The sequence below is a fragment of the Microbacterium sp. UFMG61 genome (assembly GCF_015354505.1).
GTDB lineage: Bacteria > Actinomycetota > Actinomycetes > Actinomycetales > Microbacteriaceae > Microbacterium.
In genome coordinates this window covers 74,080-92,385 of sequence record NZ_JACAFP010000004.1, presented here as the reverse complement: position 1 = coordinate 92,385, position 18,306 = coordinate 74,080, and the positions used below count along the sequence as shown (strand labels likewise).

The window sequence follows — 18,306 nt, the reverse complement described above, 5'->3', positions numbered from 1 at the left end:
GAGCACAGAAATGATCGAGATCAACAACGAGTCGGCCATCGACGTCGACGAGACGGTGCTCCAGCGACTGACGGACTTCAACCTCGCCCAGATGCATGTCAGCCCCGATGCCGAGGTCGCGATCGTCCTCGTCGACGAGGGCGCCATGGAGGCGCTGCACGTGCAGTGGATGGACGAGCCCGGCCCCACCGATGTGCTCAGCTTCCCCATGGATGAGCTGCGTCCCGGCGCGGAGGACCGCCCGACGGCTCCGGGCCTGCTCGGCGACATCGTGCTGTGCCCGCAGGTCGCCGAGGCTCAGGCGCAGGCGGCAGGACACACGCTGATGGACGAGCTCATCCTGCTCACCACGCACGGGCTGCTGCACCTGCTGGGCTTCGACCACGCAGAGCCCGACGAGGAGCGTGAGATGTTCGGACTGCAGAAGGAGCTCATCCAGGGCTTCGCTGCCGTCGAACGTCGACGATGACTGCGGCTCTCCTGCTCGCGGGAGCGGTGCTGCTGGTCGCCTTCGGCGGTCTCATGGCGGCGATCGACGCGGCCTTCGGTGTCACCTCGCGCTCCGACATCGCGGAGATGGGAACGGAGGGGCGCAACGCCCGGCAACTGGCGCGAATCGCGGTGGACCCGGATGCGCACGTCAACTCGGTCTCCTTCATCCGCGTCCTCGCCGAGACGGCGGCGGCCGTGCTCGTGACCGTCGCGTTCAGCATCCTCTTCGACAACATCTGGTGGGCGATGCTCGCTGCGGCGGTGCTGATGACCGGCATCACCTTCGTTCTCGTCGGTGCGAGTCCGCGATCTTTCGGACGCCAGCATGCCGATCGCATACTCCGGGCCAACGCACCGATCGTGCGCGGTCTGCGCATCTTCCTGGGTCCGATCGCGCAGGGCCTCGTCGTGCTGGGCAACCGTGTCACGCCCGGCACCGGCCGCAGCTCGTTCACTTCTGAAGAGCAGCTGCTCAGCATGGTCGACGAGGCCGCGTCGAACGATCTCATCGAGGCCGACGACCGCGATCTGATCCACTCGGTGTTCGACTTCACCGACCAGTTCGTGCGCGCGGTCATGGTTCCGCGCACCGAGATGGTCACGGTCGATGCGACCGCCACCACCGACGAGGCCATGACGCTGTTCCTGCAGCGCGGTGTCTCGCGGATGCCGGTGGTCGACGACGACGCGGACGATGTCGTCGGTGTGCTCTACCTGAAGGATCTCGTGCAGTTCGCGTACCGCGACGAGAGCGCATGGCGGGCCGCGTCGATCCGACCGATCTCGCGCCCCGCGACGTTCGTCCCCGAGTCCATGCGCGCCGAGACGCTTCTGCAGCAGATGAAGCGCGACGCCGTGCACGTGTGCCTGGTGATCGACGAGCATGGCGGCATCTCGGGGCTCGTGACGCTCGAAGACCTCATCGAGGAACTCGTGGGAGAGATCTCCGACGAGTACGATCGAGTGGCAGCAGAAGTCGTCGAACTCGGCGACGGACGATACCGCGTGAGCGCCCGACTCTCGCTGGAGGATGTCGGCGATCTGTTCGGACTCGAACTCGAGGACGACGATGTCGACTCCATCGGCGGCCTGCTGGGCAAGGCCCTCGGCCAGGTGCCGCAGCCGGGAGCCATGGCGACCGTCGAGGGACTCACCCTGACGGGCGGCGCGTCGAGAGGGCGCGGGCGCGGCATCGCGACGGTGTTCGTCGAGCGCGCAGCGAATGATCCTGCATCAGCAGGGCACGAAGGAGACCAGGACGATGACTGAGCAGACGCGAAGCGGGTTCGTGACCTTCGTGGGGCGACCGAACGTCGGGAAGTCGACGCTCACCAATGCGCTCGTCGGCGAGAAGATCGCCATCACCAGCGAGAAGCCCCAGACGACGCGACGTGCCATCCGTGGAATCGTGAACCGCCCCGAGGGTCAGCTCGTGATCGTCGACACCCCCGGCATCCACAAGCCGCGGACGCTTCTCGGCGAGCGGCTGAACGACCTGGTAGAGCAGGTCCTCGGCGACGTCGACGTGATCGGATTCTGCGTGCCGGCGACCGAGAAGGTGGGCCCCGGAGATCGGCGGATCGCCGCGTCCCTCGACGGCTACCCGCGCGCGAAGAAGGTCGCGATCGTGACGAAGACCGACGCCGCAGGTCGCGATGAGATCACCGAACGGCTCCTGGAGGTCGATGCCCTGCGCGAGGACTGGGCTGCGGTGATACCGCTGTCCGCTCTGACGCGCGATCAGCTCGAGGTCCTCGCGGACGAGGTGCTCTCCCTCATGCCGACGGGCCCCGCCCTGTACGGCGAAGGTGTCACGACAGACGAGTCCGAGGAGGATCGCATCGCGGAAATGATCCGTGAGGCGGCGCTGGATGGTGTGCGCGACGAGCTGCCGCATTCGATCGCCGTGGTGATCGACGACATCGCTCCCCGTGAGGACAGCGACCTCACCGACGTGCATGCCTCGATCGTCGTCGAGCGCGACAGCCAGAAGGCGATCATCATCGGCCACAAGGGCAAGAGACTCGCCGATGTGGGCCGTCGGGCACGCGTCGGCATCGAAGAGCTCCTCGGCACCCGGGTCTTCCTGGGACTGCACGTCAAGGTCGCCAAGGAATGGCAGCGCGACCCGAAGCAGCTCGGTCGACTCGGCTTCTGAGATGGAGGTCCGACACGCTGAGCGGGTCGGGTGCTCCACCGGACGTCACAGATGAGCACCCGCGGCGACGACGCCGAGAAGCAGAAGGATCGAGCCTTCAGTGCGCTCTTCGATTCGAACTGGGCGCGCGTACGGCATCACGTCGAGGGTGTCGTCGACGACGACGCCGAGGTCACCGAGATCGTCTCCGAGATCTTCCTCCTCGCCTGGTCGCGCCTCGACCCGATGAAGCCCGTGGATCATCTGTGGCTTCTGCGCGCGGCCGACCGCGTGCTGCGCTCGCGCGCGGCTCGCGCGGTCACGCGACGAACGGCTCTCGACGCGGTGCACCAGGGGATGTCCGGTGCGGAGGGCGCCGCTGACCTCACCATGCGGGTGCGCGTTCTCACAGCTTTGGGTGTCCTATCCAGGACTGAGCGGCGTATCATCATGCTGACATACTGGGATGCGCTCGCGGTGGGGGAGATCGCTGAGATACTGCGCAGCCCGAAGATCCGAGTGAGGAAGGCGCTGCGTCGAGCACAGCGGAAGCTGCGCGCGGCGCTCGGACTGGAGGAGGCGGGGTGACGGCGATGGGCGACCACGCGCTGCTGGATCGAGTGTTGACGGACGCGGATCCCGCCCGGACCCCTCGCGATGCGCATCCCGATGCCGCGGCGCTGAGGATGCGCGACAGGATCATCCGCGACTCGAGGGCTCCGCGACGCAGTCGTGCCGTCGCCGTCGGGTGGGCATCCGGCCTCGCGACGGCCGCCGCAGCCGCTGTGGTCGCCGTCGCGGTTCTCGTGCCGCAGGGCGACGCGGTCGCCGAGGGTCTGGATCCACTCGACTTCACGTCGGCGATGAGCACCGCAGCCACCGTCGAGACCGCGCAGGAGGCGCTCGCATCGGGCGACGGTCCGGTCGCTCCTGAGCGGCTCGTGCGATCGGCGAGCTGGGCCTTCACCATCGACGGCAGCACCGGTGAGACCGAGGTCGTTCCCCAGCTGACCGTCCTGGAGTGGGAAGCGGACCTATCCGGACACGTGACGAGCGTGCTCGGTGTTCCCTACGATCCCGCTGACGCGACCGCGAACATGGGCGCCGAGGTGAGCAGTTCGGGACAGGTCTCTGTCGATCTGCCGATCGAGCCCGGCCAGTTCGCGACCGCCGTTCCGGAGCCGTTCGGGAACAGCGAGCGCGACGTCGAAGCGGCTCTCTGGGCATTCGGGATGCCTGCGGATCCCACCGGGGCCGAGCTGCTGACGGCCATGACGACGATGTTGCAGCAGTGGACGCTGACCGACCAGCAGCAGTCGCAGATGCTCGGCATCCTGGAAGCCACGGGCGACGCGCAGGGGCTGGGGTCGACGGTCGACCGCCTCGGGCGTCCGGCGACCGGCCTGCGGGTCGTGTCCGACGACGGCACAGCGAGCGATGTCGTGCTGATCTCCGCAGACACCGGTCGCATCATCGGGATCGAGCGCACCAATCTCGAGAACACCGACCTCATCGATGCCGGTGCCGTGGTGTCGTACACGCTGTGGGATGTGGACGAGAGTCTGATCCGATGAGATCCGGGCGGATCGTCACCGCGGTCGTCCTCGGCGTTCTCGCGGCAGGGACCCTGAGCGGAGCTGCGCATGCCGAGGGGTTCGGCGATGAGGAGGTCGCGACCCTCATCGTCGAGGTGATGGACGAGGTGCCCGGCGGGGTGATCATCGACAGGAACCACGCCGTGTGGCCCGAACTCGGCATGACGCTGACGGTGCCGACTCGCAGAGAGATCAGCCTGCGCGCGGCGGTCGGCTCCTGCGCCACCGGCCAGGTGTGCGCCTTCACCGGAGCTTCGCTCACCGGAGCCAAGCTGAGCTGGACGACGTGCTCGACGCACAGCATCCCGTCGAGCTTCGTCACGAGATCGATCGCGGACGCGCGCTCGAGCGGATACGCCCAGGCGCGCAACGTCACCACGGTTCTCGCGACGGCTGCCGCGAACGGGTGGGCGAACGTGTCAGGCACGGCGACCAACCTCCGCTGCGTGCTCTGAGGAGAGGAGAGCACATGACCGTCGCCGAGCGATGGATCGCGACCACCTGGGGCGGGCCCGAGACCTGGGAGTTCGTGGAGACCCTCGTGCCGGATCCCGGACCGGGGGAGGTCACCGTTCGCGTCCTCGCTGCGGGGGTGAACCCGGCGGATGCCAAGCATGTCGCGACGCCTCGTGACGGTGTCGAGCTTCCCGTGCCGATCGGGTACGAGATCTCGGGCGTCGTGACGGCCATCGGTCCCGACACGCGAATCGGTTCCGGCGAGGTCTCCCTCGGCGACGAGGTGATCGCTTTCCGTGTGCGCGGAGGCTTCGCGACGGAGCTCACCTTCCCGGCGGAGAAGGCGTTCGTCAAACCCACGACGCTCACGCATGCCGCGGCCGCGAACCTGCTGCTCGCCGGAACCACGGCGGCCGAGATGCTGCACGTGACCGGCGTGACCCCGGGGGAGACGGTCCTGCTCCACGGCGCGTCGGGTGCGGTAGGGGTCAGTGTGCTGCAGCAGGCGGCGCTGCGCGGAATCACCGTGATCGGGACTGCGAGCGAGGCGCGCGCGCAGGTCGTGCGCGACTTCGGCGGAATCCCGGTGCGATACGGGCCCGGTCTCGCCGACCGCGTGCGTGCTCTGGCAGGCGACGACGTCGTCGCATCGCTCGATGCGGTGGGAACGGACGAGGCGATCGACGTCTCGCTCGAGCTCGTCGCCGACAGGAGCCGCGTCGTGACTATCGCCGCTGCCGCCCGTGCCGCCGCCGAGGGCATCCTCGCCATCGCGGGCTCTCAGCCTGCGAGCGCGCGTTTTCGCGATCAGATCCGCGGCGAGCTCGTGGCGCTGGCGCAGAACGGCGAGTTGGCCGTACCGTTGGCACGGACGTTCCCGCTGGACGAGGCGCCGGCGGCGCTCGCACTGTTGGCAGAAGGGCATCCGGGCGGCAAGCTCGCGCTCATTCCGTGATCTCGGCGCGGCCTAGCCGACCGTCCGGATGGCTGACGTGACGATGACGACGCCCTTTCTGTACGCGGTATCGACGGCATCCTGCAGAGTTCCGTCGTCCCACACCACCTGCATCCAGACGTAGCCTCGCTCAGGCCAGGCAGTCAGCGCGTCGGTGCCGAGCCATGCGAACACCTCGTCCTGGATCAGAGACAGGTCGCGGTCGTCGGTGTGCCCGTCCACTCCCCGCGTGGGATCCTCGATCGGCATCGGGTCATACAGGGCGAGCAGGATCGGCGGATCGGTGAGCATGAATCGCTCGCCGTCATACGTACCTTGTGCGGCATAGGAGCCCCACCGGACCTCCCCGCTCGACTCGCTGCCCTCGACCTGATCCCACGTCCATCCGTCGACCGGTACGCCGACGCACTGTGGCGGGTACGACTCCATCACGATGCCCAGGCAGATCTCGACGTCACCGGCGGCATCGATCACCATGCCGGCCGCGGTCACCGGCCCCTCGGGCGGAGCGACCACCGGCGCAGTCGCAGGAAGCCCCACCGGTGAGCTCGTCGGGGCGGGGGAGGAGCCCGCATCCGCCGAACACCCCGACAGCACGAGAAGCGCGGTCGCAGCGACTGCAGCGGCGGCAGACGCGAGAGTGCGTGAGATCGTCATACTCCCCAGTGTCGCGCGCGCCGTGATCGTCTCACAGTGCTGCGACTCTTCCTGCTACCATGGCCGCATGCCTTTCGGCGGTCTGCTTCTTCTTAGCTGCCGCGACGAGTCCTCAAGCTAGGGCCTTCCTCGTCGCGGCGCTTGTGTTGGCCCGTACACATTTCTGACGAAGAGAAGACGCCCATCATGCACAACACCCAGCGCCCGTCTGCGATGCCGATCCACAAGTATCGGCCGTTCCACGAGCAGATCGCCGTCCACCTGCCTGATCGCACCTGGCCCGACGCCCGTATCACCGAGGCTCCCCGCTGGTGCGCCGTCGACCTGCGCGACGGCAACCAGGCGCTCATCGACCCGATGTCTCCCGAGCGCAAGCGCGTGATGTTCGAGCTGCTCGTCAGCATGGGCTACAAGGAGATCGAGGTCGGGTTCCCCTCGGCGAGCCAGACCGACTTCGACTTCGTCCGTCAGCTCATCGAAGAGAATCTGATCCCCGACGACGTCACGATCCAGGTGCTGACCCAGGCGCGCGAACACCTGATCGCCCGTACCTACGAGTCGATCGCCGGCGCGAAGCAGGCCATCGTGCACCTGTACAACTCGACCAGCGTGCTGCAGCGCGAGGTCGTGTTCCGCACCGACAAGCAGGGCATCATCGACATCGCTCTCGAGGGTGCGCGCCTGTGCCGTCAGTACGAGAAGACGATCCCCGACACGCAGGTCTACTACGAGTACTCGCCCGAGAGCTACACGGGCACCGAGCTCGAGTTCGCCGTGGACGTCTGCAACCAGGTGATCGAGGTCTTCGAGCCCACTCCCGACCGCAAGGTCATCATCAACCTGCCGGCGACCGTCGAGATGGCTTCGCCGAACGTCTACGCCGATTCGATCGAGTGGATGAGCCGCAACCTCGCGCACCGCGAGAACGTGATCCTGTCGCTGCACCCGCACAATGACCGCGGTACCGCGATCGCTGCGGCCGAACTCGGCTACATGGCCGGCGCCGACCGCATCGAGGGCTGCCTGTTCGGCAACGGCGAGCGCACCGGCAACGTCGACATCGTGGCGCTGGGCATCAACCTGTTCACGCAGGGCATCGACCCGCAGATCGACTTCAGCGACATCGACCAGGTCAAGCGCACGGTCGAGTACTGCAACCAGCTGCCGGTGCCTGAGCGCAGCCCCTGGGCGGGAGACCTGGTCTTCACCGCGTTCAGCGGCTCGCACCAGGATGCGATCAAGAAGGGCTTCGAGGCGATGGCCGTCCGTGCTGAGGCCGAGGGCGTCACGGTCGACGACATCGAGTGGGCCGTGCCGTACCTGCCGGTCGACCCGAAGGACCTCGGTCGCTCCTACGAGGCCGTGATCCGGGTCAACTCGCAGTCCGGCAAGGGCGGAGTGGCATACCTGCTGAAGGCCGACCACGCGATCGACCTGCCGCGCAAGCTGCAGATCGAGTTCTCGGGCGTCGTGCAGACGAAGACCGACGCCGAGGGCGGCGAGGTCACGAGCGAGCAGATCTGGTCGATCTTCAACGACGAGTACCTGCCAGCCGCCGACACCGAGGCCAAGTGGGGTCGGTTCGAACTGCTCTCGACGCAGACCCGCAGCGACATGTCGGGCGACGTGGTCCTCGATGTGACACTGCGCGACGATGACCAGCAGGTGGCGGTGACAGGCAACGGCAACGGCCCGATCGCCGCGTTCATCGAGGTGCTGCGCGGGCAGGGCTTCGACATCACGCTCTACGACTACGTCGAGCACGCTCTCAGCGCCGGCGGTGATGCGCAGGCCGCGGCCTACGTCGAGCTGCAGATCGGCGACCAGCGGCTGTGGGGCGTCGGCATCGACGGCGACATCTCGACCGCGTCCCTCAAGGCGATCGTGTCGGGCGTCAACCGCTCGATCCGCACTCGTCAGCAGGAGCTCGCCGCGGTCTGAGCCTCCGAATGAACGAAACGCCCCACCCGTCGTCGGGTGGGGCGTTTCGTCTGCCTCGCTGATGAGGGGTTGCGGTCACTCGGCGGTGGGCTTGATGATCGGGATCACACCCGTCTCGGCGGCGACCTTGCGGCGGTACAGACGTCGTTGCTCAGGCAGCGACACGTCGAAGCTCACCGCGAGCACGCGGATGATCGCGGTGACGATGATGCCGAGCACGGCGGCGAGCGGGATGGGCATGCCGAAAGCGTTCGCGATCACGATGAACGTGCATCCCGCTCCGGCGGCCACGGCGTAGAGCGACCCGACGTGCATGATCGCGGTCGGCAGCCCCATCAGCATGTCCCTGAGGACGCCGCCGCCGACGGCGGCGCATGCTCCGATGAAGACCGCAGGCACCGGGGGGATGCCGAAGGCGATGGCCTTGCTCGTGCCGAAGGCGCCGAACATGCCGATGACGACGGCATCGAGGACGACGATGACCCGGTTGAGCCGATTGAAGAGACCGGCCAGCAGCATACCGAACAGGGATGCTCCGGTCGCCGTCAGCAGATACCAGTTGTTCTGCAGGGTGGCCGGAGTCTGCCCGAGCAGGATGTCGCGGATGAGACCGCCGCCCATGCCGATCATGATCCCGATGATGGCGACACCGAGCCAGTCGAGTCGTCGCTGCCCCTGGAAGCCCGAGGCGAACATCGCACCCTGCACCCCGCCGAGGCCCACGCCGAGCAGGTCCGCCCAGAGCGGAATGATGAAGAGCGGTTCGGTCACCCCTCCATTCTTCCGCACGGAGGATAATCGAGGAGTGCCCACCTACCGAGACGAAGCGGTGATCCTGCGCACCCACAAGCTGGGCGAGGCGGATCGCATCGTCACGATGCTCTCGCGCGGTCACGGCAAGATCCGCGCGGTCGCCAAGGGAGTGCGTCGCACGTCGTCGAAGTTCGGATCTCGCCTCGAGCCCTTCATGGTCGCCGACGTGCAGCTCTACCAGGGTCGTTCGCTCGACATCGTGCAGCAGGCGGAGTCTCTCGGGTCGTACGGATCCGACATCGCGGCGCACTACGACAGGTTCACCTCCGCCAACGCGATGGTCGAGACCGCCGATCGGCTCAGCGATTCCGAGGCCACCCCCCAGCAGTACTTGCTGCTCGTGGGCGGGCTGCGGGCGCTCTCGCGCGGCGAGCATTCGCCGCGCAGCATCCTCGACTCGTATCTGCTCCGGGTCATGGCGCTGTCGGGGTGGGCGCCCTCGCTCGGAGACTGCGCTCGGTGCGCCGCCCCGGGACCGCATGCGCATTTCGTCGGACAGCTCGGTGGGGCCGTCTGCGTGAACTGTGCACCGGCCGGCAGCCCGCGGGTGGCCGACAGGACACTCTCTCTGCTGCGCGCCCTCATGGCCGGCGAATGGGATGTCATCGATGGAGCACCGCTCGCCGACACGGCAGCGGCATCGGGCCTCGTCTCCGCCTATGCCCAATGGCACCTGGAACGCGGCATCCGCTCGCTCGCGCACCTTGTGCCCGACGAACCCCGAGAAGGAGCGCTGTGAGCCCCAAGCCCTACACGCACAAGGATGCAGTGGCGTACCGCCCGCTCGATTGGACGGGCGTGTATCCGCCGACCTTCCCCGCAGTGCCGGAGCATGTCGCGATCGTCATGGACGGCAACGGACGCTGGGCGAACCGCCGCGGTCTCAATCGCGTCGAGGGTCACAAGGCGGGGGAAGAGGTTCTCCTCGACGTGGTCGCCGGCGCGATCCAGGCCGGGGTGAAGCACCTCTCCGTCTATGCCTTCTCGACCGAGAACTGGGCGCGGTCTCCTGAAGAGGTCCGCTTCCTGATGGGCTACAACCGCGACGTGCTGCATCGTCGTCGCGACCAGCTCAACGAGTGGGGTGTCCGTGTGCGCTGGGCCGGCCGCAAGCCGCGCCTGTGGGGCAGCGTCATCAAAGAGCTGCAGTACGCCGAGCAGCTGACCAAGGACAACGATGTGCTCACGCTCACCATGTGCGTGAACTACGGCGGTCGCGTAGAGCTGGTCGACGCCATGCGGTCGATCGCGGCCGATGTGGCGTCCGGCAAGGTCAAGCCGAATGCGATCAGCGAGAAGATGATCCGTCGCAAGCTCTACGTGCCCGACATGCCGGACGTCGACCTCTTCGTGCGCAGCTCGGGGGAGCAGCGCACCTCGAACTTCCTGCTCTGGCAGGCGGCCTACGCCGAGATGGTGTTCCTCGACACGCTCTGGCCTGACTTCTCCCGCGAGGAGCTGTGGCGCTCGATCGGCATCTACCTGTCGCGCGACCGCCGCTTCGGCGGAGCGATCGACACCCCGGATGCTTCTGCCTGAGCCCGCAGCCACCGTTCCGTCTCGCGCGGGTGGCGCAGTCTGACGATCGTCAGGTGCGGGAAGCGCTCTCTCTTCACTGGCATCTGCGTCGACCAGAACCGTCGGGTCTTCGTCTGCCAGGCGAGGATGCTGCGCGCGGGATCGCGCGTCGTCAACAGCTGCCAGAGCGGCTTCTCGACATTCCCGTTGTACATGGGCGTCCTCAGGATGCTGCGGCTCAGTGTGCGGCGCAGCAGACGCATCCGTACGAGGGGCCAGGGGTAGTCGAGCCAGATCACGAGCTGCGCCCGCGGCGTCATGATCTCATCGGTGCCCTTGCTCGTGTACTGCCACTCGGTGATCCAGCGGTCCTCCGCGGCGAACGCGCGCACGTCGTCGAGGAAAGCGGGTCTGGGTATCCACCCCGGTCCGTGGTACAGAGCGTCCATCTCGTGACGATCGAGATCCCAGAGTGTCGCCACCCGTGCAGCGAGCGTCGTCTTTCCGGACCCCGTGACGCCCGCGATGAGCACCCTTTCGGGACTGAAAGGCAACGGGTCATCGGCGGTCAGCAGCGGGGCGCTCATCGATGAGTGTCCGGCCTCGACGCTGCCAGCCACCTGTCGACGTCGCGAGGGTGGGACAGGCGGATCACGACGAGGTGAGGATGCTCCGCCAGCACGTTCGGCATCCGTTCCTCCCACTTGTGACGAGTGTCCTTCTGCCAGCGCAGGATATCGTTCTCACCCGTCCAGGCGTCCCGCTTCCAGAGGGGTGGCTCGACGTTGCCGTTCCAGAGCCGGGTGCGGAACACGCGTCGCGAGATCGTGCGCCGCAGCAGGCGTCGTCGCACGAGCGGGTAGGGGTAGTCCAGCCAGACCACCAGCTGAGCGCGCGGCGCGAGAATTCGGTCGGTGCCCTTGCTGGTGTACTGCCACTCGGTGATCCAGCGGTCCTCCGCGGCGAACGTGCGCACGTCGTCGAGGAACGACGGACGCGGAGTCCAGTTCTGGCCGTGGAACAGCCCGTCGATCTCCACGTGCCGCAGGTTCCAGAGCGACCCCAGCCGCTGAGCGAGGGTGGTCTTGCCCGAACCTGTCACCCCTGCGACCAGCACCCTCTCGGGGCTGAACGGCAGCGGATCATCGGCGGGGAGCATCCGAGAATCCTACCGACGGAATAGCCCACGGACTCATGCGGTTGGATGTGAGTGTGAGTGAAGCCATCTCGATCGACATCTGGTCCGACATCGCCTGCCCCTGGTGCTACATCGGCAAGCGCAACCTCGAGAAGGGACTCGAAGCCGTCGCCGGCGACGATGACGCGCCGCAGGTGAACATCACCTTCCACTCGTTCGAACTGTCGCCCGACACCCCCGTCGACTTCGACGGCGATGAGATCGACTTCCTCGCGGGGCACAAGGGCATGCCCCGTGATCAGGTGGAGCAGATGCTCTCGCACGTCACCGGCGTGGCCGAGAACGCCGGTCTCGAGTACCGATTCGATCTTCTGCAGCACACCAACACCGTGAAGGCGCACGAGCTGCTTCACTTCGCGAAGGCCCAGGGCGTGCAGCACGAGATGGAGGAACGACTGATGTCGGCGTACTTCACCGAGGGCAAGCACGTGGGACGCATCGACGACCTGGTCGCCCTCGCGGTGGAGGTCGGACTCAATCCCGACGACACCCGCGACGCGCTGGTGTCGTCGGGACACCTCGCCGACGTCCGTCAGGACCAGGCTCAGGCTCAGGCCTACGGCATCCAGGGTGTGCCGTTCTTCGTCATCGACGGACAATACGGCATCAGCGGTGCGCAGCCGCCGGCAGCGTTCGAGAACGTGCTGCGCGACCTGTGGAGCAAGCGCGGACAGGACGAGAGCGACCTCGAAGAGGCTGCGGTCTGATCACTCTCAGGCGTCGCCGTCCGGCGACGCCTGAGTCAGAGCGGTGAGCCAGACGGACCTGTGCGCGTCGACGTAGTCGACAGCGGCAGTCCAGTGCACGCCGTGCCCTTCGGCGAACATCGATGCCCATGGTTCGCGTCCCTGCGCGTGCGACGTCGCGAGCAGATCGAGCATGGCGGCGGCACGCTCGCGCATCGCCTCAGGCAGGCGCTCGCGTAGCCCGACACCGGCACCGTAGCCGTCGATGAAGGCGCGCAGGTCGCGTCCCGCGTCCTCGGGCGGCAGCTGCACGCGCGAGAGCGTGAACGCCTGCGCGGCGTAAGCGAGATCCCAGAGCCGTGTGCTCGGTGCCGCGGCGTCCCAGTCGATGAAGACCCAGCGATCTCCGATAACCAGGTTCCAGGGTGCGAGGTCGTTGTGGCACACGAGGTCGTCTCCCGGGGCCGGGATGGCCGTCTCCCAGACCGCGTCACGGGGCGGGGAGAAGAAGCCAGTCGCGTCGTGGATCGATCGCACCATCGCTCCCACGCGGCGCAGGTGATCGTGCGTGAACGGCGCCGCGTGCAGCGCGAGAGTCCCCGGCACGAATTCGATGATCTGGCGCCCCTCGTCATCGCGCCCGAGCGGCTCGGCGACGTCGATCCCGTGCTCGCGCAGATGCCGCATGAGCGCGTGCACGCCGTCGGTCGCAGGGGTCCAGCTCTTGCGCACCGTGGCGCCGACCCGGGTGACCGAGCCGCTCGCATTCCCGCCGCTCAGCGGTTCCTCGTCATGCATGCGCTGTCCTCCGAGCACCGGATCGCCTGCCGGCTCACCGCCGCATCGTCAGCGGGTCAGAGCCGCCTCGATCGCCCCGACGATCTCCGGGTCGTTCGGCTTCTGCTTCGGACGGAAGCGCACGACCTCGCCGTCGGGCAGCACCAGGAACTTCTCGAAGTTCCACTCGACGCGACCCGCCTTGCCGCCGGCATCCGGGGTCTGCTTCAGCGTCTTGTAGAGATCGGTGGCGTTCCTGCCGTTGACCTTCACCTTGTCGGTGATCGGGAAGGTGACACCGTACGTGGTCGAGCAGAACTCGAGGATCTGATCGACCGAACCCGGCTCCTGACCGAAGAACTGGTTGCAGGGGAACCCGACGACGCTGAATCCGCGATCGCTGTAGAGGCGCTGCAGCTCCTCGAGCTGCTCGTACTGCGGGGTGAGTCCGCACTTCGAGGCGACGTTGACCACCAGCACCACGTCGGCACCGAGATCGTCGAGCGTCTTCTCCGTGCCGTCGGCGTCGGTGAAGGGGATGGAACGGACAGCGGGATCGGTCATGTTCACAGCTTAGATCGATGCGCCGCGACCGGCTCCTTGTCTGGGAGAATGGAGAGGACATGACTCTCGCCACCGCTTCAGCTCGCACCCTCAACATCGGTCCGATCGCCCTCGACGTGCCGGTGGTCCTGGCACCCATGGCGGGGATCACCAACACCGCCTTCCGTCGGCTCTGTCGTGAGTATGGCGCGGGGCTGTACGTGAGTGAGATGATCACGTCCCGCGCGCTGGTCGAGCGCAATGAGACGACGATGCGTCTGATCCGCCACCACGAGTCCGAGACGCCGCGATCGATCCAGCTGTACGGAGTCGACCCGCACACGATCGCCGAGGCCGTGCGCATCATCGTCGCCGAGGACCACGCCGACCACATCGACCTGAACTTCGGCTGCCCGGTGCCCAAGGTCACGCGCAAGGGCGGGGGAGCGGCCCTTCCGTGGAAGAGCTCTCTCTTCTCGCAGATCGTCACGCAGGCCGTGAAAGCCGCCGGCGACATCCCTCTGACGATCAAGATGCGCAAGGGCATCGACCCCGACCATCTCACCTTCCTCGACGCCGGGCGCGCTGCCGAGGATGCGGGTGTCGCGTCGATCGCCCTGCACGCGCGCACCGCCAGCGAGTTCTACTCCGGCCACGCCGATTGGAACGCGATCGGTGAGCTCAAGCAGGCCGTGACGAGCGTGCCGGTTCTCGGCAATGGCGACATCTGGTCTGCCGACGATGCTGTGCGCATGATGCAGCAGACCGACTGCGACGGGGTGGTCGTCGGACGTGGATGCTTGGGCCGGCCGTGGCTGTTCGGCGAGCTGGCCGCAGCCTTCGGTGCCGAGTCGCATCCGGTCGATGCCACGCTCGGGTTCGTGGCCGATGCGTTCCGTCGTCACGCGGAGCTGCTCGTCGAGTTCTTCGAGGACGAGGATCGTGGCTGCCGCGACGTCCGCAAGCACGTCGCCTGGTACTTCAAGGGCTATCCGGTCGGAGGCGACATCCGCACCGGACTCGCCACGGCATCGAGCCTCGCCGAGATCGACGATCTGCTGGGCCGACTCGACCACACCGCTCCCTATCCCGGCGCGGATGCCGAGGGCCAGCGCGGCCGTTCGGGTCGTCCGAAGCGCCCCGCTCTGCCGGACAAGTGGCTGGAGTCGCGTGAGCTCGCGGCCTCGGCGTCGGAGATGATGCGAGGGGCGGAGATCGAGAACAGTGGTGGCTGATCTGCAGGCGGGCGCGGCCGCGGGGCGTGCCGACGGCTATGATCCGCGCGACGCCGAGCGCTTCTTCGCCGAGACCCACCGTTCCGAACGCGACGACTTCGCCCGCGACCGCGCCCGCGTGCTGCACACCGCTGCACTGCGTCGACTCGCTGCGAAGACCCAGGTGCTCAGTCCGGCGAGCACGGCCGACTTCGCCCGCAACCGTCTCACGCATTCGCTCGAGGTGGCACAGGTCGGTCGCGAGCTGGCCACGGCTCTGGGAGTCTCGGCGGATGTCGTCGACACTGCCTGCCTCAGCCACGACCTCGGTCACCCGCCCTTCGGCCACAACGGCGAGCGCGCGCTCAACGAGTGGGCGGCGGACATCGGAGGCTTCGAGGGCAACGCGCAGTCGTTGCGGATCCTCACCCGTCTCGAGGCCAAGGTCATCGACGATTCGGGCCAGTCGGTCGGGCTCAACCTCACGCGGGCCAGCCTCGACGCGACGTGCAAGTACCCCTGGACGGTCGACAGTCCGGTGCCTGATCCGGGCGGTCGACTCAAGTTCGGGGTGTATCCCGAAGACGAGGCCGTATTCCGGTGGATGCGCGAGGGGGCTACTGGCCGCCTGCGCTGCATCGAGGCCGAGATCATGGACCTCTCCGACGACATCGGCTACTCGGTCCACGACTTCGAGGACGCGATCGTCAACGGCTACGTCGATGTGGCGCAGCTCTCCGACCCGCGTGCACACGACTCGCTGATCGACCGCATCCAGCAGTGGGTGGGCTACGACTTCACGCGCGACGAACTCGCCGACGCGCTGTACCGACTGGCCTCGCAGCCGATGTGGCTGAAGTCCTTCGATCGGTCGCGCCACGACCTCGCACGGCTCAAGAACCTCACGAGCGACTTCATCGGCCGATTCGCCCGGGCCGCGGTCTCGGCGACGCGCGAGGCGTATGCGGGGTCGGTGCTCGTGCGGTACAACGCGCACGTCGTCGTGCCTCGCGTCATCGAAGCTGAGATCGCCGTGCTCAAGGGGATCATGGGCCAGGCGATCGTGACGATCGACGCCCGCAAGGGCGTCTACAAGGAGCAGCGTCGGGTGCTGACCCGACTCGCAGACGCGCTCTGGTCGACCGATGCGCTGTGGTCTGCGGGAGCAGATGTGCTCGAGCCCGCCTTCTCCGCGGACTTCGTCGCGGCGACCACCGACGCCGAGCGCGCGCGCGTGGTCGTCGACCAGATCGCGAGTCTCACCGACCAGAGCGCTATCGACTGGCACAACCGGCTCGTGGGAGAGATCGATCCTGCCGAGGTCGGCATCTGGAATCCGCGCCACGCGCGCCCCGGAGCACGCGTGCACACGCCGCGGCAGGCGGTCGTCGAAGGGGCCGGCTGATGCCCCGCATCCGTCAGGCCGATGTCGACGAGGTCAAAGCTCGCACGAACATCGCCGACATCGTCGGAGAGCGGGTCTCGCTGAAATCCGCCGGTGTCGGTTCGCTCAAGGGCCTGTGCCCGTTCCACGACGAGAAGAGCCCGAGCTTCCACGTCCGACCTCAGGTTGGGTACTACCACTGCTTCGGGTGCGGGGAGTCCGGCGACGTCTACTCGTTCCTGCGCGAGATGGACCACGTCAGCTTCACCGAGGCCGTCGAACGGCTCGCGGGACGCATCGGCTACGCCCTGCACTACGAAGACGGAGGATCAGCCCCCGAGACGAGCGGTCGTAGTCGCCTCTACGCGGCGAACACAGCAGCGGCGGAGTTCTTCCGTGCGCAGCTGCTCACGCCGGATGCGGAGGCGGGGCGACGCTTTCTCGGCGAGCGCGGCTTCGATGCCGGTGCCGCGGCTCATTTCGGAGTCGGCTTCGCCCCGCGCGGGTGGGATGGGATGCTCAAGGCGCTCACAGCGCAGGGATTCACGCGTGAGGAGCTCAGCACTGCGGGGCTCGTGTCGACGGGACAGCGCGGCGTGTACGACCGCTTCCGTGGCCGTCTGGTGTGGCCGATCCGCGACGTGTCCGGCCAGACGATCGGCTTCGGCGCCCGCAAGCTCTTCGATGACGACCAGGGGCCGAAGTACCTCAACACCCCCGAGACGCCGATCTACAAGAAGGCCCAGGTGCTGTACGGCCTCGACCTCGCGAAGCGCGACATCGCCCGCGGCGATCCTCGCCGTGTCGTCGTCGTCGAGGGGTACACCGATGTCATGGCGTGCCACCTCGCGGGGCTGACCACCGCGATCGCGACGTGTGGCACGGCGTTCGGCACCGACCACATCAAGGTGCTTCGCCGGGTCATGGGTGATGACAACGCCTCCGGAGAAGTGGTCTTCACCTTCGACGGCGACGAGGCAGGCCAGAAGGCGGCGCTCCGCGCGTTCACCGAGGACGACCGCTTCAACGCCCAGACCTTCGTCGCCGTCGCCCCGGACGGTCTCGACCCCTGCGACCTGCGGTTGCAGCGCGGAGACTCGGCAGTGCGGGCTCTGATGGAGACCAAGCAGCCGATGTTCGAGTTCGCGATCGACCGCAAGCTCGGCGGTTTCGACCTCTCCACGGTCGAAGGGCGGGTGGGTGCGCTCCGCGCCGCGGCGCCCATCGTCGCCGAGATCCGTGACCGACTGCTGCGTCCGGGCTACGAGCGCGTGCTGGCTCGCCGATTGGGCATGGACCCGACCGAGGTGCACGGCGAGGTCGAGCGCGCTGCGCGCGGAGCGGCCAACAGCAGCGGCAGGCATGAGACGAGCAGACACGAGACAGGCAGGCGCGAGGGCGCGAGCGACGCGCAGCAGTCGGGTGCGCCCGCGGTCGCCGCGGTGACGCTCGCGAGCCTTCCACGCACGGCGGATGTCGCCGTCGAGCGCGACGCAATCATGGGCGCGCTCCAGTACGGCCACCGCATCGACCAGGCCCTGCTCACGCGTGCGCTCGAGCAGCCGTTCCGGACGCCCGGGCTCGACGCTGTTCGCGAGGCCGTGGCCGCCGCCCCCGACCGCACCCGGGCGGGCTGGGTGACCGAGGCCGTGAACTCAGTCCGTGAGCCCTATCGTTCTCTTGCCGGTGAACTCCTGATGACGCCTTTCCCGGCGCGCAACGAAGAGGGCGCGGTCGTCTCGACCACCGATCTCGCCCGGCGACTGATCCTGCGTGCTCTCGAGCGTGAGAAGCAGGAGCTGCTCGGCGCGGTGCAGCGCGTGCCCGCCGATTCCGACGGCGGCCGTGCGCTGCGTATGAGACTGCGCGACATCGACGTCGAGCGTCAGCGCTTCACCGAGTCGTAACGAGGCGCACCCACCACCGCAGGGCAGGATGGG

The 18,306-nt window shown here is 67.6% G+C and carries 20 protein-coding genes; 14 read left to right on the top strand and 6 right to left on the bottom strand.

Annotated elements, in window-relative coordinates; all coding sequences use genetic code 11:
- Positions 1–10 precede the first annotated feature (10 nt).
- From ybeY to IXW21_RS05715, 7 genes are read left to right on the top strand one after another with little or no spacing between them, the layout of a single operon-like run.
- The gene (gene ybeY, locus IXW21_RS05745) at positions 11–469 is read left to right on the top strand and encodes an rRNA maturation RNase YbeY (RefSeq protein WP_194763309.1); all 459 of its coding nucleotides are present in this window, start codon (positions 11–13) and stop codon (positions 467–469) included.
- Positions 466–1,761: a hemolysin family protein gene (locus IXW21_RS05740; protein WP_194763308.1), complete on the top strand. Its 1,296-nt coding sequence runs from the start codon at positions 466–468 to the stop codon at positions 1,759–1,761. Before ybeY ends, IXW21_RS05740 begins: the two co-directional genes overlap by 4 nt.
- Complete coding sequence (gene era / locus IXW21_RS05735) at positions 1,754–2,650, top strand: GTPase Era (RefSeq protein WP_194763307.1); 897 nt, start codon at positions 1,754–1,756, stop codon at positions 2,648–2,650. The genes IXW21_RS05740 and era overlap by 8 nt, the downstream gene beginning before the upstream one ends.
- A 51-nt stretch (positions 2,651–2,701) precedes the next feature.
- Positions 2,702–3,217 (top strand): RNA polymerase sigma factor, encoded by a 516-nt coding sequence (locus IXW21_RS05730; protein ID WP_194763306.1) that lies wholly within the window; start codon positions 2,702–2,704, stop codon positions 3,215–3,217.
- A 5-nt stretch (positions 3,218–3,222) separates the two neighbouring features.
- Positions 3,223–4,203: a hypothetical protein gene (locus IXW21_RS05725; protein WP_194763499.1), complete on the top strand. Its 981-nt coding sequence runs from the start codon at positions 3,223–3,225 to the stop codon at positions 4,201–4,203.
- The gene (locus IXW21_RS05720) at positions 4,200–4,679 is read left to right on the top strand and encodes a peptidase inhibitor family I36 protein (protein WP_194763305.1); all 480 of its coding nucleotides are present in this window, start codon (positions 4,200–4,202) and stop codon (positions 4,677–4,679) included. The genes IXW21_RS05725 and IXW21_RS05720 overlap by 4 nt, the downstream gene beginning before the upstream one ends.
- 14 nt (positions 4,680–4,693) lie before the next feature.
- The gene (locus IXW21_RS05715) at positions 4,694–5,635 is read left to right on the top strand and encodes an NADP-dependent oxidoreductase (RefSeq protein WP_194763304.1); all 942 of its coding nucleotides are present in this window, start codon (positions 4,694–4,696) and stop codon (positions 5,633–5,635) included.
- A gap of 12 nt (positions 5,636–5,647) precedes the next feature.
- Here the strand turns inward: IXW21_RS05715 and IXW21_RS05710 are convergent, their stop codons facing one another.
- Positions 5,648–6,292 (bottom strand): hypothetical protein, encoded by a 645-nt coding sequence (locus IXW21_RS05710; protein WP_228528210.1) that lies wholly within the window; start codon positions 6,290–6,292, stop codon positions 5,648–5,650.
- Positions 6,293–6,478: 186 nt separating this feature from the next.
- On the opposite strand from IXW21_RS05710, the gene leuA reads away from it, so the two are divergent.
- On the top strand, positions 6,479–8,233 hold the full coding sequence (leuA, locus tag IXW21_RS05705; RefSeq protein ID WP_194763303.1) for a 2-isopropylmalate synthase: 1,755 nt from the start codon (positions 6,479–6,481) through the stop codon (positions 8,231–8,233).
- A 75-nt stretch (positions 8,234–8,308) separates the two neighbouring features.
- Here the strand turns inward: leuA and IXW21_RS05700 are convergent, their stop codons facing one another.
- The gene (locus IXW21_RS05700; protein WP_194763302.1) at positions 8,309–9,004 is read right to left on the bottom strand and encodes a trimeric intracellular cation channel family protein; all 696 of its coding nucleotides are present in this window, start codon (positions 9,002–9,004) and stop codon (positions 8,309–8,311) included.
- A 34-nt stretch (positions 9,005–9,038) separates the two neighbouring features.
- Here IXW21_RS05700 and recO point away from each other — a divergent pair, with 34 nt between their 5' ends.
- Entirely contained in the window at positions 9,039–9,785 is a 747-nt protein-coding gene (recO, locus tag IXW21_RS05695; protein WP_194763301.1) for a DNA repair protein RecO, read from the top strand.
- Positions 9,782–10,585: an isoprenyl transferase gene (locus IXW21_RS05690; RefSeq protein WP_194763300.1), complete on the top strand. Its 804-nt coding sequence runs from the start codon at positions 9,782–9,784 to the stop codon at positions 10,583–10,585. Before recO ends, IXW21_RS05690 begins: the two co-directional genes overlap by 4 nt.
- On the opposite strand, the gene IXW21_RS05685 is transcribed toward IXW21_RS05690, so the two are convergent.
- Together IXW21_RS05685 and IXW21_RS05680 are read right to left on the bottom strand one after the other, a co-directional pair.
- Positions 10,525–11,151, bottom strand: a complete 627-nt coding sequence (locus IXW21_RS05685; protein ID WP_228528209.1) for an AAA family ATPase — start codon at positions 11,149–11,151, stop codon at positions 10,525–10,527. The genes IXW21_RS05690 and IXW21_RS05685 overlap by 61 nt on opposite strands.
- Positions 11,148–11,723, bottom strand: coding sequence for an AAA family ATPase (locus tag IXW21_RS05680; RefSeq protein ID WP_194763299.1), 576 nt, complete (start codon positions 11,721–11,723; stop codon positions 11,148–11,150). The genes IXW21_RS05685 and IXW21_RS05680 overlap by 4 nt, the downstream gene beginning before the upstream one ends.
- Before the next feature lie 53 nt (positions 11,724–11,776).
- On the opposite strand from IXW21_RS05680, the gene IXW21_RS05675 reads away from it, so the two are divergent.
- Positions 11,777–12,469 carry a DsbA family oxidoreductase gene (locus IXW21_RS05675; protein WP_194763298.1) on the top strand — a complete coding sequence of 231 codons (693 nt, stop codon included), beginning with the start codon at positions 11,777–11,779 and terminating at the stop codon, positions 12,467–12,469.
- Positions 12,470–12,475: 6 nt separating this feature from the next.
- Here IXW21_RS05675 and IXW21_RS05670 read toward each other — a convergent pair whose 3' ends face one another.
- Both IXW21_RS05670 and IXW21_RS05665 read right to left on the bottom strand, forming a co-directional pair.
- Positions 12,476–13,246 carry a phosphotransferase gene (locus IXW21_RS05670; protein ID WP_194763297.1) on the bottom strand — a complete coding sequence of 257 codons (771 nt, stop codon included), beginning with the start codon at positions 13,244–13,246 and terminating at the stop codon, positions 12,476–12,478.
- Positions 13,247–13,294: 48 nt separating this feature from the next.
- Positions 13,295–13,789, bottom strand: a complete 495-nt coding sequence (locus tag IXW21_RS05665; RefSeq protein ID WP_194763296.1) for a glutathione peroxidase — start codon at positions 13,787–13,789, stop codon at positions 13,295–13,297.
- Positions 13,790–13,848: 59 nt separating this feature from the next.
- Here IXW21_RS05665 and dusB point away from each other — a divergent pair, with 59 nt between their 5' ends.
- The 3 genes from dusB to dnaG are packed head-to-tail and all read left to right on the top strand — an operon-like array spanning position 13,849 to position 18,273.
- Positions 13,849–15,003 (top strand): tRNA dihydrouridine synthase DusB, encoded by a 1,155-nt coding sequence (gene dusB / locus IXW21_RS05660; RefSeq protein WP_194763295.1) that lies wholly within the window; start codon positions 13,849–13,851, stop codon positions 15,001–15,003.
- Positions 14,993–16,387, top strand: a complete 1,395-nt coding sequence (locus IXW21_RS05655) for a deoxyguanosinetriphosphate triphosphohydrolase (RefSeq protein WP_194763294.1) — start codon at positions 14,993–14,995, stop codon at positions 16,385–16,387. The genes dusB and IXW21_RS05655 overlap by 11 nt, the downstream gene beginning before the upstream one ends.
- Entirely contained in the window at positions 16,387–18,273 is a 1,887-nt protein-coding gene (gene dnaG / locus IXW21_RS05650) for a DNA primase (protein WP_194763293.1), read from the top strand. The genes IXW21_RS05655 and dnaG overlap by 1 nt, the downstream gene beginning before the upstream one ends.
- The last annotated feature ends 33 nt before the right edge of the window (positions 18,274–18,306 follow it).

Coding starts and splice junctions, on each gene's coding strand:
- IXW21_RS05665 (WP_194763296.1), bottom strand. CDS start 13,789: ATGACCGATCCCGCTGTCCGTTCCATCCCCTTCACCGACGCCGACGGC.
- IXW21_RS05710 (WP_228528210.1), bottom strand. CDS start 6,292: ATGACGATCTCACGCACTCTCGCGTCTGCCGCCGCTGCAGTCGCTGCG.
- era (WP_194763307.1), top strand. CDS start 1,754: ATGACTGAGCAGACGCGAAGCGGGTTCGTGACCTTCGTGGGGCGACCG.
- IXW21_RS05670 (WP_194763297.1), bottom strand. CDS start 13,246: ATGCATGACGAGGAACCGCTGAGCGGCGGGAATGCGAGCGGCTCGGTC.
- dusB (WP_194763295.1), top strand. CDS start 13,849: ATGACTCTCGCCACCGCTTCAGCTCGCACCCTCAACATCGGTCCGATC.
- IXW21_RS05715 (WP_194763304.1), top strand. CDS start 4,694: ATGACCGTCGCCGAGCGATGGATCGCGACCACCTGGGGCGGGCCCGAG.
- IXW21_RS05680 (WP_194763299.1), bottom strand. CDS start 11,723: ATGCTCCCCGCCGATGATCCGCTGCCGTTCAGCCCCGAGAGGGTGCTG.
- IXW21_RS05740 (WP_194763308.1), top strand. CDS start 466: ATGACTGCGGCTCTCCTGCTCGCGGGAGCGGTGCTGCTGGTCGCCTTC.
- leuA (WP_194763303.1), top strand. CDS start 6,479: ATGCACAACACCCAGCGCCCGTCTGCGATGCCGATCCACAAGTATCGG.
- IXW21_RS05685 (WP_228528209.1), bottom strand. CDS start 11,151: ATGAGCGCCCCGCTGCTGACCGCCGATGACCCGTTGCCTTTCAGTCCC.
- ybeY (WP_194763309.1), top strand. CDS start 11: ATGATCGAGATCAACAACGAGTCGGCCATCGACGTCGACGAGACGGTG.
- IXW21_RS05725 (WP_194763499.1), top strand. CDS start 3,223: ATGGGCGACCACGCGCTGCTGGATCGAGTGTTGACGGACGCGGATCCC.
- IXW21_RS05730 (WP_194763306.1), top strand. CDS start 2,702: ATGAGCACCCGCGGCGACGACGCCGAGAAGCAGAAGGATCGAGCCTTC.
- IXW21_RS05720 (WP_194763305.1), top strand. CDS start 4,200: ATGAGATCCGGGCGGATCGTCACCGCGGTCGTCCTCGGCGTTCTCGCG.
- dnaG (WP_194763293.1), top strand. CDS start 16,387: ATGCCCCGCATCCGTCAGGCCGATGTCGACGAGGTCAAAGCTCGCACG.